The following is a 17,337-nucleotide window of genomic DNA, read 5'->3' on the forward strand; positions in this document are numbered from 1 at the left end:
GAGATCGAGCGGTTACTCGGGGATGCTCCAGTAGTAGGCGGTTCCGCCCGGGTGGTCCACGGTGATGGCGTCGTCGACCGAGCGGTAGTCGCTGTCGTCGGTGTGCCCGGCGAAGTAGATCGTGACATCGTCGCCAGCGGTGTCGATCCGTGTGACGACACCGGTGTGGTCCCGGTCGCCCGAGTTGTCCCAGTCGAACTGCACGACGTCGCCGAGCTTCACCTGATCGCGCTGCTCGTCGCTGAGCGCGGTAGCCCGGCCGGACTCGTCGAGGTAGTCACGGAAGGCCGTCGAGCTCACCCACGGCGAGCTGTAATCGAAGTCGGTGCCCGTGCCCTCCGTCCACCAGTCCTCGTCCATCTGCCAGCCCCGCTCGAGGAGCGACTGGCTGGTGAAGTTGACGCAGTCGTTGCCGTCGAGCATGCCGTAGTCGTCGAGGTTGTAGTCGCTCCAGTACGCGAGCACGTAGTCGAGCTGCGCCTGCACGGCCGGGTCATCGCTCTGCTGCACGGAGCTCTGTCCGGCGGCTGCGCCCTGAGAGGCGCCGGATGCCGGTCCGCTCTGCTGCGTCATCCGCACGATTTCGGGTGCAAGCGCAAAACCGGCAACCGCGACAGCGGCGACCGCGAGCACGAGGGCGATGGGGATCCAGCGGGGACGAGACACAGGTGACAACTTTCAGTGACGAACACTCAAGTTCAGCACGAAGGAGCTGTGAAAATCATGCTCGCGCGCCACAAGAGGACTCCACTAACGAATTCCCCAAAATGATGTACAGTGTCCACAAATTTTAGTCACCGGGCGGCCAATTTCCGAACAATTCCCTGATGGCACCCGAAAAGGGGCGCGAGCGATAAGGGCGATTCTCAGTAGGCTCAGCGCCATGACCCTAACCCGACTTCGTCGCGCCCTAGCGCTGACGCTCTCTCTCACGCTTGCCGCCGGCCTCGCGCTCGTGGCCGCCCCGGCGGCGCTGGCCGCGCCATCGAACGATGCGACGCTCAGCAGCATCACGGTGTCGACTGGAACCATCACGACACCGTTCAGCTCCGACCCCAACATTCCAATGGCCATCACGCTCCCTAACGCGGTGTCGCATCTGGCGTTCACGCCGACGGCGAGCGACCCGGGGGCAACGATCCTTGCCTTCAACGCGTGGGACGCCAAGTACGTACTCGCCAGTGGGATACAGAGCAAGCCAGGCTTCGTTGCTGCGGGAGCGACCGTCACCATGACGGCGGAGGTCACGGCCGCCGACGGCGTCACGACGGCGCAGTACAGACTGCTTGTGACCCGGGAGGCCACCCCCGCGCCCGTCTACAACCTCGACCTCGACGGCCTGACCGTCTCGGAGGGCACCCTCTCCCCCGCGTTCTCCAGCGCGACGACGGGCTACACCGTCGACGTGCCGTACACGACCACGAGCATCACCGTGACGCCAGGCGCGAGCGCAGGCAACACAGTCGTCGTCACGAACAGCGGCAACGAGGTCGGCGAGACGATTCGCCTCGGCGTCGGGACCAACCTGGCGTTGGTGACCGTCACCGCGCCGGACAGCACCTCACGCCAGTACACCGTGCACATCACGCGCGGCCCGGCCCCCACCGCCGATGTCGACCTGGCCGACATCGAGCTGTCCATCGGCACCCTGAGCCCAGCCTTCGACCCGGCGACGCTGCAGTACTCGGCGACCGTGCCGTACGCCACCCGGTCGATGCAGATCACACTCACCGCGTCGACCCCCGGCCACACCATCACCATCAACAACGCGGTCATCACCGACGGCGCACCCGCGACGGTTTCACTGGGCTTCGGCCCGTCTGGCAATAGCTTTGGCATCTCCATCACCGCCGCGAACGGCGCGAGCAAGAACTACGTCGTCGTGATCACCCGCGCCCAGCCATCGAGCAACGCCGACCTGACGGGGCTCTCGCTCTCGAACGCCACCATCTCCCCCGCGTTCTCCAACGGCGAGGTCACCTACACGGCGACGGTTCCGTACCTGACGACCTCGACCACGGTCACCGGCGTTGTGGCGGATGCCACGGCCATCCTCCGCATCAACGGCCACGACACGGCATCCGGCACCGCCTCCGCCCCGATCGCCCTGGCCGTTGGCGCAAACACCATCACCGTGTCGGCAACCGCCGAAGACGGCGTGACGGAAACGACGCGCACCGTGAACGTGACCCGTGCTGCACCAGACCTGGATCTGAGCGCTCTCACGGTGACCGGTGGTGACCTGTCGCCGGCGTTCGACGCCGCCACGACCGCGTACACCCTCGCGCTGCCATTCGACGTCGCATCCGTCGACGTCGCCGCCTCGGCCGCGAACCCGGACTGGACGCTCGCGATCCAGGGCACCGAGACTGCAGGCGCATCGCTCGCCGTCCCCGTTGGGGCCAGCACGATCTCGGTCACGGTGACGGCCCTGTACGGCGAGACCCGCGAGTACACCATCGCCGTCACACGGCAGGCTCCCTCCGCGAACGCCGATCTGGCAGGCATCACGCTCTCGGACGGCACCCTCAGCCCCGCATTCGCCGCGGGAACGACCGAGTACACCGCGACCGTCGGTTACCTCACCGAGCAGATCACGGTTAACGCCGCGGCGGCGGAGGCGACAACGAGTCTGACGGTCAACGGCACGCCGGTGGCATCCGCCATCGTGCCGCCGTCGGTGCCGCTCGCGGTCGGCGAGAACACGATCACGATCGTGGCGACGGCGCAGGACGGCGTGACCGTGAAAACCACGACGGTCGTCGTCACCCGTGAAGCGGCACCGTCCCCCAGCGTCACCTTCGCCCTCGGGTTCGTCGCGGGTGACTCGGCGGCAGACGCGCCGCTCAGCGTGGGCGGCACGAACCTGCGTCCGGGGAGCACCGCCACGATCACGATGCACTCGACGCCCGTCGTGCTGGCAACCGGAACGGTGAAGGCCGACGGGACGATCACGCTGACCGCTCGGATCCCGGCGAACGCGGAGAGCGGCGCCCACCGACTCGTGTTCGACGGCACCGCCATGGACGGCACCGCACTGAGCACGACCGCATGGTTCACCGTGCTGCGGGACGGCACGATCGGCGCCGTCTCGACCACGGATCCCGTGGAGTACGTCGAGCCGAAGCCCACTCCGACCACCGACGGCGGAACCGCCTCAGGCGGAACGACGGCGCTCGCATCGACCGGAGCCGACGCCGGCCTCGGGGCTATGGCCGCGGCAGGCCTCGGCATCCTCGGCGCCCTGATGCTCCTGCTCGCCGGGCTGCGCCGCCGCCGGGCCGCCTAGGCGCCGCGCGCTCACGCCGACGATGGCGCCCCACCCTTCCCGGGTGGGGCGCCATCGTGCGTTGTGCGCTGTGCTGTGCGTCTGCGAGCGGCGCTGGGCTAGCTGAGGCCCCAGTAGGAGACGGAGCCGCCGCCCGCGATCGCCACGTCGACGTCCCAGTAGTCGGAGTCCTTGCTGTGCCCAGCGACGTAGACCTTGACGCCGGATTCGGTTTTGTCGATGCGTGTGATGGTGGCCGTGTGGTCGCGATCACCGGAGTTGTCCCAGTCGAACTGTGCGATGTCGCCGACCTTGAGAGAGGCCCGCTGGTCGTCGCCGATGGCAACGCCGCGCTCGGGGTGCGCGGCCATGTAGTCGCGGAACGCCGTCGAACTGACCCAGGCTGCCGAGCCACCGCCGGCCTCGCTGTAGCCCCACTCCGCGTCCATCTGCCAGCCGCGGGCGATGAGCCCCTGACTGGTGAAGTTGGCGCAGTCATTGCCGTAGATCGCCATGTATGCGGGGTTGTAGTCGGCCCAGTGCTGCAGCAGGTAGTCGGTCTGAGCGGTGACGCGGGGGTCAGGCAGGTACTCGAAGCTCAGCATCGCCGGGGCGGCCTGGCTGGCGGATGCCGAAGCGGCGGCATCCGCGGCAGCAGCGGCCTTGGCAGCCTCCGCGGCGGCGGCGGCAGCCGGTGTCAGGACGAGGGCCCGCAGCATCTCGCTGCCGCGCTCGGGCGCCGGCGGCGCGAGCACGCCGTGCAGGCCGGGCACGGCGGCGTCGCCGGAGGCGGCGTTCGCGGTGGCGCCGGCAGCGGCAGCTTCGCTTGCACTGTCGGCCGCGGCAGCGCCACCGTCGGCCGGCAGGGCCGCGGTGCCGGCGGCGCTCGCGCTCGTCTCGGCCGCCGGCAGTTCGGTGGCGACGGAGACCGCCGCACCGGTCACGTCGAAGAGCTCGACGGGCACGGTTCCCGTGCTGAGGTCGGCGGCGACCGGCACCTGGTAACTGAGGGTGGTCGGGGTCGCCTCGACGACGGCGGCCGGCACTCCGCCGACCTGCACCGCGCTCACCTGCGTGAGCTCCTCGCCGGTGAGGGTCACGACGGTTCCACCGGTGACGGGGCCGGAGGCGACGGCGGGTTCGGCGAGCGCGACGGCCTGCTTCACCGCCGCCGGAGCCGACGTGATGGTGGCGGCGGAACGACTGGACGAGGCTGCCGAGTCGAGCGCGGCGGCATCCGCGGAGTTCGCGGAATCGGCGCCGATCGGCTGGGCTCCGATGGTCAGTACGAGGAAGGAGCAGACGGCGATCGCAATGCCGGCCGCGCCGCCCGCGACAGCGGAGCGCTGGCCGGAGAAGGTGTGGGGTGAGGGTAAGCGGTGACGCATAAATCGTTTCTGATCAGCCAAAGTGGACTATCGACCAGAACAAGCCCAGATGTCAGAGCACTGGGGAAAGGCTGCGCAAACCATGAGAAAAGCACAGTTTTGACCCCCGAAGGGGGGAGTAGATCGATCTGTCTGAGGGGTCAGCGCGCCCGCTGAGCCCGCACTCCCAGCACGACCAGCGGCACCAGGACGAGCAGGGCGAGGGCATTCAGCGCCGGGAATCCGCCCCAGGCCAGGATGACGCCGGCCACCGCCGCCGACGCCGCGGCCGCGAGGTTCATCGCGGCATCCGTCGCGCCCTGCAACGGCACGCGCACCGCGGGCTCGACGGATTCGGTGAGCTGCGCTGAGCCACCGATCATCCCTGCCGACCAGCCGAGGCCGAGCAGGCCAAGCGCGATCGGGACGGCGATCATGTTGTCGGATGGCACCGTGATGCCGATGACGGCGGCGGCCGTGAAGATCACGACCGCGAGTGCGATCACCCGGCCGGAGCCCCAGCGGTCGGCGAGCCACCCCATCAGCGGGCTGGCGCCGTACATGCCGAGGATGTGGATGCTGATCACGAGCGCCTGCAGGCTGAGCGAGAGGCCGTGCTCGTGCATGGTGACCGGTGTCATCACCATCACGCCAACCATCACCGTATGTGAGCAGATGATCGCGACGACGCCGACAGTCGCACGGGGAGAGCGCAGTGCGATGCGGAGCGCCTCGACGGTGCGCACGCGCGTGGCGACCCCGGCGTCACCGGCGTCATCGGCCGCGAGACGGCCGGCCGGTGGGGTGCGCAGCAGTGCGGCGGCCAGCAGGGCGGATGCCGCGAAGGCCAGCGCCGAGAACACGAATGGCCCGGCGAGGGGCTCGAAGCCCAGAGAAGAACCCAGTTCGGCACCCAGCGTGGAGAGGTTCGGGCCGGCGACGGAGCCGAGGGTCGTGGCCCAGAGCACGAGCGACATGGACCGGGCCTCGTAGCCGGGAGACGCGACCTCGGTGGCGGCGAAGCGCGCCTGCAGCCCGGCTGCGCTGGCGGCGCCGAAGGCGCCGAGGCCGAGGAACAACAGCGGCAGCACGCCGGTGATCGCCGCCATCAGCACAAGCCCCGCGCCGAGGAAGGCCAAGGCGTAGCCGCTGGCCAGCGCCCAGTGGCGGCCGACCGAGACGGCGAGTCTGGCCATCGGGATGGCGACCAGCCCCGCGCCCAGAACGCTCGAGGTCTGAGCGAGCCCGGCGAGAGTGACGGTTCCGGTGAGCTCGCGGGCGAGGATGCCGCCGACCGCGATGCCGGAGGCCACTCCGACACCGGCGAGCAGCTGGTTCACGATCAGGATCGTGAGCGGCATCCAGCTGTGGTGCCGGCTGAGCCGCCTCGCGCCCGCGGTCACCAGGGGCGCGACGTCGGCGCGCCCGCCCTGCCCAGCACCCGTGTCAGCAGCCATCACGTTCCTCGTCGATCGCGCGGAGCCCGCGTGCGCCCGCGCGATCCAGTCTGCTGCATCGCGCGCGCCGACCCAAGCGGTCCTGGCGTCGCCGGGGAGGACGACTACGGGTAGGCGGGAGCGGCCGGGAGGCCGAAGAACTCCTCAAGCGTCGTGATGCCCGTGTTGTGCATCTCGGTGGCGAGATCGACGCCGATGTAGCGGAAGTGCCACGGCTCGAAGTCGTAGCCGGTGATCGCGGTCTTGTCGGCCGGGTAGCGCAGCAGGTAGCCGAAGCGCCAGGCGTTGTCGCGCAGCCAGGCGCCCTCTGCGGTGTCGGTGAAACAGGTGCGGAGCGAGCAGTTGCCCGACGCCGCACCGATGTCCATGGTGAGGCCGGTCTGGTGCTCGCTGTAGCCGGGGCGCGCGGTGAGGTTGTCGTCGCCGGCGTAGAGGTCGACCTGGGTGGAGTAGCTGCGGTAGGCACTGTTGGAGGCCAGCGACAGACCGGCCTCGGCGGATGCCGCCTGGAACAGTGCGACAACGGCGTCGGACGCCTCCGCGCGCATCAGCGGCGTCCACGTGTGAGCAACGGGGACCTCGACGAGGTCGGCCGGCGCGTAGTCGGCCGGATTCAGCGGGCGCAGCTTGTTGACGACGAGCCAGATGCTGTTCGGGTCGTCGATCGAGCGTGCGGACTTGTCGAAGCTCGGCACGACCGTCGGTTCGGCCGGCACCTCCGGCGTCGGGCGAGTCTCCTCCGGGGTCGGTGTCGCGCTGGGGCTCGTGGTGACGGATGCCGTCGGCTTCGCCTCGTCGGTTCCGGCCGAGCTGGCCGCTCCGATCGCGATCGCTGCGATGACGACGACCACGATTCCCGCGGCGGCTGCGATGGTTCGCCGCTGCCGCACACGGCGCGACGGCCGGGCAGATCGGCGGGGAGTTGACACGTTCACAGCGTAACGCGTCGTGCTGAGAGCTCGCGTCGAGCCGACGGAGGGCGGGGCGGGAGGCGGGAGCGAGGCGGGAGGCGTGGAGCCCGGGCGATTCCGCGAGCGATCCCGCAGTCGAATCCACGAGCGATCACACACTCGTGAGAGCGCTCTCTTGACAACCGCCCGATCGTGTCCCTATCATCGGTACACGCTCATGAGAGCGCTCTCACGCCATCGCGAGAGAGCGCTCTCTGCGCGTCCTGGCACTGCAGAATCCCACCCACGCACACAAAGGAGTGACCGTGAAACTCTCACGACGCACAACAATCGCCGCGGCCGTCGCCGGCGCGGCATCCATCGCCCTACTCGCAAGCGGCTGCTCGGCCGGGGCCGGCGGATCCACCGAATCCGGTGACGAGAAGGTCGAACTGACCATCACGACCTTCGGAACGTTCGGCTACGACGAGCTCTACAAGCAGTACGAGTCCGAGAACCCGAACGTGACCATCACGGCCACGAACATCGACACCGGCGGAAACGCCCGCACGGACACCTTCACCAAGATCGCCGCCGGTTCCGGCCTCTCCGACATCGTCGCCCTCGAGGAGGGCTGGCTCGGCTCCGTGATGGAGGTCTCCGACCAGTTCGTCGACCTGCGTGACTACGGCGTCGACGACCGCAAGGCCGACTGGGTGGACTGGAAGTTCGCCCAGAGCACCGACGCCGACGGCCGCGTGATCGGCTACGGCACCGACGTCGGACCCGTCGGCCTCTGCTACAACGGAAAGCTGTTCGAGGCTGCTGGCCTGCCGAGCGACCGCACCGAGGTTGCAACGCTGTTCGGCGGCGCCGACGCCACCTGGGACAAGTACTTCGAGGTCGGCAACCAGTACAAGGCCGCGACCGGCAAGGCCTGGTACGACCAGTCCGGCTTCGTCTGGAACTCGATGGTCAACCAGCTGCCAGAGGGCTACTACACGGCCGACGGCGAGCTGAACGTCGAGGGCAACACCGCGCTCCAGGAGCGCTGGGGCCAGCTTGCAGGCGCCGCAGCTGACGGCCTCTCGGCCGCGCAGGCACAGTGGGACTGGAACGGCGGCAAGTCGTTCACCGACGGCACCTTCGCCACCTTCGTCTGCCCCGGCTGGATGCTCGGTGTCGTGCAGGGCAACACCGAGGCCGGAGGCGGCGACGCCACAACCGGCTGGGACTTCGCCGACGTCTTCCCCGGCGGCGCGGTCAACTGGGGCGGCGCGTTCCTGGCCGTCCCCGAGACGTCCGAGCACAAGGAGGAGGCGGCCAAGCTCGCATCCTGGCTGACCGAGGCCGAGCAGCAGCTCGGACAGTTCGCCGCAGCCGGTACGTTCCCGAGCACCGTCGCGGCCCAGGAGGAACTGGCCGCAAGCGGTGAGCAGAACGCCTTCTTCAACGACGCTCCGGTCGGCGCCATCCTCGCCGGTCGCTCTGAGGGTGTCGTCGCCCAGTTCAAGGGACCGGACGACTCCGTCATCCAGGAGAACGTCTTCGGCCCGGTCACGCAGAAGCTCGACAGCGGCGAAGCCGACGCGCAGAGCGGCTGGGACGAGGCGATCAGCTTGCTGAACGAGCTCGTCGAGTAGTCGGCGACACCAGCGCACCACAACCGGGGTCCCCGATGAGCACCTTCTCGGGGACCCCTCCCATTACCAGCACTCCCGCACCGGAATCGGACACACGATGACCTCAACACTCCATCGGCCACCAGCCGATCTCGACAGCCACGAGGCGGAACAACCGCCGGCGCGGAAGAGTCTGCGCCAGCGCTTCAGCCGGCTCGACAACCACGCATCTCCCTACCTCTACATCTCGCCGTTCTTCCTGCTGTTCGGGCTCGTCGGTCTCTTCCCGCTGCTCTACACGCTCGTCGTCTCGCTGCACGACTGGGACCTGCTGCAGGGCCAGGGCGACTTCGTCGGCCTCGCGAACTTCGGCGAGGTGCTCACCGACCGCTTCTTCTGGAACTCGATCTTCAACACGGTGAGCATCTTCCTGCTCTCCGCGATCCCGCAGATCTTTATCGCCCTCGTCCTGGCAGCCATCCTCGACCAGAACCTCCGCGCCAAGACGTTCTGGCGCATGAGCGTGCTGCTGCCCTACGTCGTCACCCCCGTCGCTGTCGCCCTCATCTTTTCGAGCATCTTCAACGAACAGTCCGGCCTCGCGAACAACCTGCTTGGCCTCGTCGGCATCGACCCGATCGCGTGGAAGCATGACGTCTTCGCCAGCCACTTCGCCATCGCCACGATGGTCAACTGGCGCTGGACCGGCTACAACGCCCTCATCCTGCTCGCGGCCATGCAGGCCGTGCCGCGCGACATCTACGAGTCGGCCGCGATCGACGGTGCCGGCGCCGTGCGCCGCTTCTTCTCACTGACGATCCCCAGCATCCGCCCCACCCTCGTCTTCGTCGTGATCACCGCGACGATCGGTGGCCTGCAGATCTTCACGGAGCCGAAGCTCTTCGACGCGTCATCCGCCGGCGGCATCGGCGGCGCCGACCGCCAGTTCCAGACCACCGTGCTCTACCTCTGGGAGATGGCCTTCTTCCGCCAGAACCTCGGCGAGGCATCGGCCATCGCCTGGCTGCTGTTCCTGCTCATCGTGATCATCGGCCTGCTCAACTTCCTGCTCTCGCGGCGCATCGCCAGCGGCGAGCAGAAGGTCGCCGACCGGCGCACCCGCAAGGCGCTGCAACGACAGACGGCGGATGCCGCATCCGCCCGCGCCACCGGCACTGCAACGCACGGCGACGACCACCAAGGAGACCGCGCATGAGCGCCACCCTGCAGCGGGCAACGCCCGAGGCGAGCCCCCGCCCGTACCAGCCCCGCCGCCGCAAGCTGCGCTTCGGCGCCGGCGCGGGCAACCGCCCCGGCTTCCTCCTCTACGGCCTGCTCGGCGCATTCGTGCTCGCCACCGCCTACCCGCTCTGGTGGTCGTTCGTCGTCGGCAGCGGAACCAACGCGACCCGCGGCGAGACGCTGCCGATGCTGCCTGGCGGCAACTTCCTCAGCAACGCGGCGATCGTGCTGGACGCGATCCCCTTCTGGAAGGCACTCGGCAACAGCCTGATCGTCTCGTGCGTCATCACCCTCTCGGTCGTGACCTTCTCGACGCTCGCCGGCTACGCCTTCGCCAAGCTCCGCTTCCGCGGCCGCGACGGCCTCATGGTGTTCGTCATCGCCACCATGGCGATCCCCACCCAGCTCGGCATCATCCCGTTGTTCATGGTGATGCGCCAGCTCGGCTGGACGGGCGAGCTCGGCGCCGTGATCGTGCCGATGCTTGTCACGGCCTTCGGTGTCTTCTTCATGCGGCAGTACCTCGTCGACGTCATCCCGGACGAGCTGATCGAGGCCGCCAGGGTCGACGGCGCCGGCCAGTTCCGCACCTTCCTCACCGTCGCCGTTCCCGCGGCCAGACCGGCCATGGCGATCCTCGGCCTGTTCACCTTCATGATGGCCTGGACCGACTACCTGTGGCCGCTGATCGTGCTGAACCCGGGCAACCCGACGCTGCAGACGGCGCTCGGCCAGCTGCAGTCCGGCTACTACATCGACTACTCGATCGTGCTGACCGGCGCGGTCATGGCGACCATCCCGCTGCTCATCCTCTTCGTGGTGGCCGGCAAACAACTCATCTCAGGAATCATGCAAGGAGCGGTGAAGGGCTGATGACGAATCACTTTCCCCCGACATTCATCTGGGGCTCGGCGACCGCCGCTGCCCAAATCGAGGGTGCGGCGCACCTGGGCGGCAAGGAGGACTCCATCTGGGATGCCTTCTCGCGCATTCCCGGTGCCGTCGCCAACGGCGAGACGCCGGAGCTCGCAGTTGACCACTACCACCGCGTGCCGGAAGACGTTGCGATCATGCAGCGCCTCGGCCTCGACTCCTATCGTTTCTCCACGAGCTGGGCGCGCGTCGTGCCTGGCGGGCGGGCCGTGAACCAGCAGGGGCTCGACTTCTACTCGCGGCTCGTCGACGAGCTGCAGGATGCCGGCATCCTGCCGTGGCTCACCCTCTACCACTGGGATCTGCCGCAGGCCATCGAGGAACAGGGCGGCTGGGCCGCGCGCGACACGGCCTCCCGCTTCGCCGACTACGCCGAGGCCGTCTACGGCGCGCTCGGCGACCGGGTCATGCACTGGACGACCTTCAACGAGCCGTTCTGCTCGTCGATCCTCGGCTACGGTGCGGGCGTGCACGCGCCGGGGCGGCAGGACCCGGCGGCAACGGTCGCGGCCATCCACCACCAGCACCTCGCCCACGGTCTCGCCGTGAACCGCCTGCGCGAGCTCTCGGCGACACGTGCAGAGCCGCTGCAGATCGGCATCACGCTGAACCTCAGCAACGCGATTCCGCTCGATCCAACCGACCCCGTCGATCTCGACGCGGCCCGCCGCTTCGACCTGCTGCAGAACCGCATCTTCCTCGAACCGATCGTCACGGGCAGCTACCCGGACGATGCCTTCAGCGATCTGGAGCAGTTCGGCATCCGCGACGTCGTCAAGCAGGGTGACCTCGAGGTGATCGCCACTCCGATCGACTTCCTCGGCGTGAACCACTACCACGACGACCAGGTCAGCGGGCACCCGGACTCCACGGGCAGCGACGGCCACTCCGGCGCGACCGACCGCGCCATCAGCTCGCCGTGGATCGGCTCCGAGCACATCACCTTCCCGAGCCGCGGCCTGCCGCGCACGGCGATGGACTGGGAGGTGAACCCCGCCGGGCTCACCACGCTGCTGCTCCGGCTCGGCCGCGAGTACCCCGGCATCCCGCCGCTCTACGTCACCGAGAACGGTGCGGCATACGACGACGTCGTTGCGGATGACGGTGCCGTGCACGATCGGGAGCGCACCGCCTTCGTGCAGGCCCACGTCGACGCCATCGCCGACGCGATCGCCGGCGGTGCCGATGTGCGCGGCTACTTCGTCTGGTCGCTGCTCGACAACTTCGAGTGGTCGTGGGGCTACGACAAGCGTTTCGGCATCGTGCGGGTGGACTACGACAGCCAGGAGCGCACGATCAAGGACAGCGGACTCGCCTACAGCGAGATCATCAGGAGGGCGAAGGCGGATGCCGCCGATCGCGTTGCCGGATCGCTCGCCGGATCCGCTTCTGCTCCTACCGAACGCGTCGGCTGAGGCGCACTAGGGTGGATTCCACAGACCACCGCGGGAGGCAGTGATGGGCGCACAGCTCGGTGACAAGCCGGCTCAGACACCCACGCCGACGCTGGAGATGGTGGCGGCGCTCTCCGGCGTGTCGCGCGCGACCGTCTCCCGCGTCGTCAACGGCTCGCTCACGGTCACGCCCGACATCGTCGAGGCCGTGAACCGGGCGATCGCCGAGCTCAACTACGTGCCGAACCGCGCAGCCCGCATGCTGGCGAGCCGGCGCACGCAGGCGATCGCGCTGATCGTGCCTGAGTCCTCTGCGAAGGTCTTCGCCGACCCCTTCTTCGCCCAGCTGGTGCAGGGGGTCGCGCTGCACCTGGCCGACACCGAGTACACGCTCACGATGCTGATCGAGTCGGAGACGAACTCGGAGAAGACCAGGCGCTACCTGCTCGGCGGCAACGTGGACGGTGCCCTCGTCGTCTCGCACCACACCGGCGACCACTCCTACGCGCGGCTGAGCGGCAGCCTGCCGATCGTCTACGGTGGGCGGCCACTGCTGCCGGACGACGGCGAGACGCTCTACATCGACGTCGACAACTCCGGCGGCGCCATGGCGGCGACGGAGCACCTGATCGGGCTCGGTCGCACCCGGATCGCCACCATCGCCGGCCCCGTCGACATGCCGCCGGGCGTCGACCGCCTGCTCGGCTGGCGGCGGGCGATGGAGGAGCGCGGGCTCGACGACTCGCTCGTCGAGCAGGGCGACTTCACGCTGGCATCCGGGGCCGAGGCCATGCGCAGGCTGCTGGAGCGCGATCCGCGAATCGACGCCGTCTTCGCGGCGAACGACCAGATGGCGGCCGGTGCTTACCAGGCCATCGCCGAGGCCGGTCGACGCGTTCCGGATGACGTGGCCGTCGTCGGCTTCGACGACAACTACTTCGCCGAGACGGCGACCCCGCAGCTCACGACGGTGCACCAGCCGTCGGTCGAGATGGGCGCGGCCATGGCGGCGCTGCTCGTGCAGGTGATCGAGGGCAAGCCGTACGAGCCGCACTCGGTGCTGCAGACGACGCTCGTGCGCCGCGCCTCCGCCTAGCCGGCATCCGCCCGTGAACTCCCCCGTCATCGGCCCCGCGACGCCAGAGGACATCGCCGGCATCCTGGAGGTGCAGGAGGCGAACCAGGAGGAGTCGGGCGGTACGCTCTCCGCACGCTTCTCGGCCGAGTGGTTCGCCGACGCGATCGCGAGTGGGTGGGTCATCGTCGCGCGGGACGATGACCGCATCGCCGGCTACGTCGCGTTCACCCCGCGCGAGGCACAGGCCCACATCCCGATCATCCAGACCATGCTCCGCTCAGGCACGAATCCGGGCGCCTACCTCCATGGCCCGATCTGTGTGGCGGAGGACTACCGCGGGCGGGGCCTGGCGAGCGGGCTGTTCGCGGCAGAGCGCGAGCACATGGATCACGCGGCGGTCAGCACGTTCATCCGGGAAGACAACCGGGCATCTCGAGCGGCGCATCTGCGGATGGGGATGACGCAGGCGACGAGCTTCGAGCACGACGGCGTCCGTTACGTCGTGCTGGAGGCGGCGGAGTAGCCGGCTACTCGAAGGTGACGGTCTCCAGGGCGGCGAAGCGGCCCCGCATCGTGTCGATCGCGGCCTGATTCTGATCGATCAGCACGAAGTTGCGGCCGAGCTCGGCCGCGACGGCTCCGGTGGTCCCGCTGCCGGCGAAGAAGTCCAGCACGGTGTCGCCCTCGCGCGACGAGGCCTGGATGATGCGCCGCAGGATGCCGGCCGGCTTCTGTGTCGGGTAGCCGGTCTTCTCCTTGCCGGTCGGTGAGACGATCGTGTGCCACCAGACGTCGGTGGGCAGCTTGCCCCGCTCGGCCTTTTCCGGGGTGACCAGGCCGGGCGCCATGTACGGCTCCCGATCGACCGTGGCCGAGTCGAAGTAGTAGGCAGCCGGGTTCTTCACGTAGACGAGGATCGTGTCGTGCTTGGTCGGCCAGCGGCTCTTCGACTTGGCGCCGTAGTCGTAGGCCCAGATGATCTCGTTGAGGAAGCACTCCCGGCCGAACAGGGCGTCGAGCAGCACCTTCGCGTAGTGCGCCTCACGGTAGTCCAGGTGCAGGTAGAGCGTGCCGTCATCCGCGAGCAGGCGCCAGGCCTCGAGCAGCCGCGGTTCCAGGAACTGCCAGTAGTCCTCGAAGCGGTCGTCGTAGCGCATGAGATCGCCGCGGATGCGCTCGTAGAACTGCCCCTTGAATCCGCTCACGGCACCGGCGGCGTGGGCGCCGTCGGCATCCGGTTTGCTGCGCACGCTCGTGCTGGTCGCCCTGCTCTGCGAGCGCCCCGTGTTGAACGGCGGGTCCAGGTAGATCAGCGTGAACGACTCATCCGCGAACTCGGAGAGCACCGCGAGGTTGTCTGCGTGGATCACCCGGCCGCTCGGCGGCGCGCTCGGCTCCGTGACCTCGGGGTCGGGAGCGGCAGATTCGGGCATCCGCCCAGTCTAGGCACCCTCATGCCGCACTCAGTTTTCTCGGCCGGCTCCTTGCTACTCTGACGGCGCCGCAGTCCTGCGTCGAACCCCCATTTGAGGAGTCCCCCGTGAACTGTCCCATCGACAACGCCCAGCTCGTGATGAGTGAGCGCTCCGGCATCGAGATCGACTACTGCCCGCAGTGCCGTGGCGTGTGGCTCGACCGTGGCGAGCTCGACAAGATCATCGAGCGCTCCTTCGGCGCGGCACCGGCCCAGCAGGCTCCGGCCCAGGCGCCGGCGCAGCCCGTTCAGCACGGCTACCAGCAGCAGCCCGGATACCAGCACCAGCCACAGCAGGGCTTCAACCCGCGCGAGCTGTTCGGAGGCGGTCAGAGCACCGACCAGTACGGCCGCAAGCGCAAGAAGGACAACTGGCTCAGCGAGCTCTTCGACTGAGCCGCGGGCGTCTCCGCCCGAAACTCACGCCCGCAGTTGCGCGCCAGTTACCGCGCTATGCGCCAGTAGTTTCTACGGCGTAGCGCGGTAACTGGCGCGCGGGCCGCAGCCGTCAGGCCGACTCGCGCCGGATGACGCTGGCCGGGCCGGGAAGCTCCGACCCCGGGTCGAGCCCGAGCACGGTGCGTGCCGCGCGGCGCCCGAACGCCGCGGTGTCGATGCGCACCGTGGTCAGCGCCGGGCTGAAGAGCTCGCCGGCGGCGGAATCATCGAAGCCGATCACGGCGAGGGCGCGCGGCACGGCGATGCCCAGACGTTGCGCGGCGGAGAGCACGCGCAGCGCACTCTCGTCGTCGGTGCCTGCGACCGCCGTGATCGCGGGATTCCGCGCTGTGAACTCTGCGAGCGCCGCGCGGTCGCCCTCCGCCGTTCCCGGCAGCACGAAGCTCTGCACGGCCGGCAGGCCGGCATTCATGGCCGTGCGCTCTGCGTAGCCGCGCCGGAGCCCGGCCAGGTGCGCGATGCGCTCGTTCGCGGTCACCGCCATGCCGATCCGCTCGTGGCCCCGCTCGATCAGGTAGCCGATCTGCACGGCCGTGTGGGCGGCGAGCCCATTCACCCAGCCGCCGTCCGCGCCCTCGGCGGCGGCGCCGAAGTAGTAGCTGTCGAGATCGAGCACCGCCCGCGGGGCGATCGCCGTGGCAAGTTGCTCGCTGTCGCCAGGCCGCTCTCCGTAGCGCACGAGCAGGGTGAAGCCGAGGCGCTCGAGCTCCTCGTCGAGGCCATCGATGAAGCCGGCGAGGCTCGTGCCGCCGTGCGGCAGGCGCGCGGCCTTCAGCACGACGATGCGGGAGCTGCCCTCGCGCAGTGCCCTGGCGACACCGTGCGGCAGGTAGCCGAGCTCGGCGGCCGCGCGGCGAACGCGCTCGCGGGTCGCCGGCGCGATCGTCTGGTCCGGTGTGTCGTTCAACACGAAACTCACCGTGGCCGGCGAGACCCCGCTCGCCCTGGCGACGTCTTTCATCGTTGCGCGCGCAGCTGCCACCCGCCGACCTCCTCTCGCAATCCTGTGAGGCGACCGAGCGTCATGCCCGCCGCCTTTCCCTCAACACTAGACTGGACTAATTCGATTTAGCAGCGCAGCGGTCGCCGCGGCATCCGCTGGCACGAGAAAGGACACGGTTCGATGAGAGCTGTCATGGTCACCGGCCCCGGAACGACGGATGTCGTCGAGATCGATCGGCCCGTCGCGGGCCCGACGGACGTGCTGGTCCGCATCCGCGCCTGCGGCATCTGTGGCTCCGACCACATGTACACGCTGTACGGCGGGATCCCGCCGCGCCAGGGCGCGACCCCGCTCGGCCACGAGCCGGCCGGTGAGGTTGAGGCCGTCGGTGCCGAGGTGCGGGGCGTCGAGGTCGGCGACCACGTCGTGATCAACCCGATGGCGGCCTCCGACGGCATCATTGGCTCCGGCGGAGCCCAGGGCGCGTTCTCCTCACACATCGTTCTGCTCGACGCCGTCGCCGGCGTGCACTTCCGCGTCATCCCGAAGGAGATCCCCTTCGAGGTCGCGGCCCTCAACGAGCCGATGGCCGTCGCGCGGCACGCCGTGAACCGCTCGGGCGCGACCGTCGGCGAGCGCGCCGTCGTGTTCGGCGCAGGCCCCATCGGGCTCGGTGTACTGCTCAGCCTCAAGGCCAAGGGCGTCGAGCACGTCGTCGTGATCGATGTGCTGCCCGGGCGCCTGGCCAAGGCGCTCGAGGTCGGCGCGGATGCCGTGATCAACTCGCTCGACGAGGATGTCGCCTCCCGCCTGATCGAGCTGCACGGCGAGGCGCCCGCCGCGGTCGGTCAGCGCGGACCCCGCCCGGCCACCGACGTCTACATCGACGCGGCCGGAGTCGCCGCGGTGCCGACGACCGTGTTCGGGATCGTCAAGCAGGGCGCGCGCCTCGTCATCCCGGCCGTGCACAAGAAGCCGGTCGAGGTCGACTTCGGCGCGCTGCTCACGAGCGAGATCTCCATCATCATGTCGATGGGATACCCGAGCGAGATCTTCGAGGTGACCGACGACATCATCGCCAACTGGCGGAAGTACCAGCTGATCATCAGCGACCGCTTCCCGGCGGAGCAGACGCTGGAGGCGCTCGAGCTGGCGGCGACGCCCGGCGCGGCCGACAAGGTGATGGTCACGTTCGACTGATCGCCTCGTC

Annotated in this window: 15 protein-coding genes; 9 read left to right on the top strand and 6 right to left on the bottom strand. The window is 69.0% G+C overall.

Going from position 1 to position 17,337, the window contains the following annotated elements:
* Positions 1-12: 12 nt before the first annotated feature.
* A complete protein-coding gene (locus EV379_RS15515) occupies positions 13-666 on the bottom strand; it encodes an amidase domain-containing protein (protein ID WP_130506927.1) in 654 nt (217 codons plus the stop codon).
* A 217-nt stretch (positions 667-883) separates the two neighbouring features.
* On the opposite strand from EV379_RS15515, the gene EV379_RS15520 reads away from it, so the two are divergent.
* Entirely contained in the window at positions 884-3,289 is a 2,406-nt protein-coding gene (locus tag EV379_RS15520; protein WP_130506928.1) for a cadherin-like beta sandwich domain-containing protein, read from the top strand.
* A gap of 98 nt (positions 3,290-3,387) precedes the next feature.
* Here the strand turns inward: EV379_RS15520 and EV379_RS15525 are convergent, their stop codons facing one another.
* From EV379_RS15525 to EV379_RS15535, 3 genes are all read right to left on the bottom strand, one after another.
* Positions 3,388-4,656, bottom strand: coding sequence for an amidase domain-containing protein (locus tag EV379_RS15525; RefSeq protein WP_130506929.1), 1,269 nt, complete (start codon positions 4,654-4,656; stop codon positions 3,388-3,390).
* Positions 4,657-4,796: 140 nt separating this feature from the next.
* A complete protein-coding gene (locus tag EV379_RS15530) occupies positions 4,797-6,092 on the bottom strand; it encodes an MFS transporter (RefSeq protein ID WP_242616409.1) in 1,296 nt (431 codons plus the stop codon).
* A 104-nt stretch (positions 6,093-6,196) separates the two neighbouring features.
* Positions 6,197-7,021, bottom strand: coding sequence for a M15 family metallopeptidase (locus EV379_RS15535; protein WP_242616410.1), 825 nt, complete (start codon positions 7,019-7,021; stop codon positions 6,197-6,199).
* Between the two features lie 287 nt (positions 7,022-7,308).
* Between EV379_RS15535 and EV379_RS15540 the strand changes: the two genes are divergently transcribed.
* The 6 genes from EV379_RS15540 (at position 7,309) to EV379_RS15565 (ending at position 13,774) form a co-directional block, all read left to right on the top strand.
* The gene (locus EV379_RS15540) at positions 7,309-8,625 is read left to right on the top strand and encodes an ABC transporter substrate-binding protein (protein ID WP_130506930.1); all 1,317 of its coding nucleotides are present in this window, start codon (positions 7,309-7,311) and stop codon (positions 8,623-8,625) included.
* 97 nt (positions 8,626-8,722) lie between these two features.
* Entirely contained in the window at positions 8,723-9,820 is a 1,098-nt protein-coding gene (locus EV379_RS15545; RefSeq protein WP_130506931.1) for a carbohydrate ABC transporter permease, read from the top strand.
* A complete protein-coding gene (locus tag EV379_RS15550) occupies positions 9,817-10,719 on the top strand; it encodes a carbohydrate ABC transporter permease (protein ID WP_130506932.1) in 903 nt (300 codons plus the stop codon). Before EV379_RS15545 ends, EV379_RS15550 begins: the two co-directional genes overlap by 4 nt.
* Positions 10,719-12,194, top strand: a complete 1,476-nt coding sequence (locus EV379_RS15555) for a GH1 family beta-glucosidase (protein WP_130506933.1) — start codon at positions 10,719-10,721, stop codon at positions 12,192-12,194. Before EV379_RS15550 ends, EV379_RS15555 begins: the two co-directional genes overlap by 1 nt.
* A 43-nt stretch (positions 12,195-12,237) precedes the next feature.
* Entirely contained in the window at positions 12,238-13,269 is a 1,032-nt protein-coding gene (locus EV379_RS15560) for a LacI family DNA-binding transcriptional regulator (protein ID WP_130506934.1), read from the top strand.
* A 13-nt stretch (positions 13,270-13,282) separates the two neighbouring features.
* The gene (locus EV379_RS15565) at positions 13,283-13,774 is read left to right on the top strand and encodes a GNAT family N-acetyltransferase (protein WP_130506935.1); all 492 of its coding nucleotides are present in this window, start codon (positions 13,283-13,285) and stop codon (positions 13,772-13,774) included.
* Positions 13,775-13,778: 4 nt separating this feature from the next.
* Here EV379_RS15565 and EV379_RS15570 read toward each other — a convergent pair whose 3' ends face one another.
* Positions 13,779-14,684: a DNA-methyltransferase gene (locus EV379_RS15570; protein WP_130506936.1), complete on the bottom strand. Its 906-nt coding sequence runs from the start codon at positions 14,682-14,684 to the stop codon at positions 13,779-13,781.
* Between the two features lie 107 nt (positions 14,685-14,791).
* Here EV379_RS15570 and EV379_RS15575 point away from each other — a divergent pair, with 107 nt between their 5' ends.
* A complete protein-coding gene (locus tag EV379_RS15575; RefSeq protein WP_130506937.1) occupies positions 14,792-15,121 on the top strand; it encodes a TFIIB-type zinc ribbon-containing protein in 330 nt (109 codons plus the stop codon).
* Between the two features lie 112 nt (positions 15,122-15,233).
* On the opposite strand, the gene EV379_RS15580 is transcribed toward EV379_RS15575, so the two are convergent.
* Positions 15,234-16,166 (bottom strand): LacI family DNA-binding transcriptional regulator, encoded by a 933-nt coding sequence (locus tag EV379_RS15580; RefSeq protein ID WP_207226281.1) that lies wholly within the window; start codon positions 16,164-16,166, stop codon positions 15,234-15,236.
* A 141-nt stretch (positions 16,167-16,307) separates the two neighbouring features.
* Between EV379_RS15580 and EV379_RS15585 the strand changes: the two genes are divergently transcribed.
* Positions 16,308-17,327: a zinc-dependent alcohol dehydrogenase gene (locus tag EV379_RS15585; protein ID WP_130506938.1), complete on the top strand. Its 1,020-nt coding sequence runs from the start codon at positions 16,308-16,310 to the stop codon at positions 17,325-17,327.
* Positions 17,328-17,337 lie beyond the last annotated feature (10 nt).

The sequence above is a fragment of the Microterricola gilva genome (assembly GCF_004217495.1).
Lineage (GTDB): Bacteria > Actinomycetota > Actinomycetes > Actinomycetales > Microbacteriaceae > Microterricola > Microterricola gilva.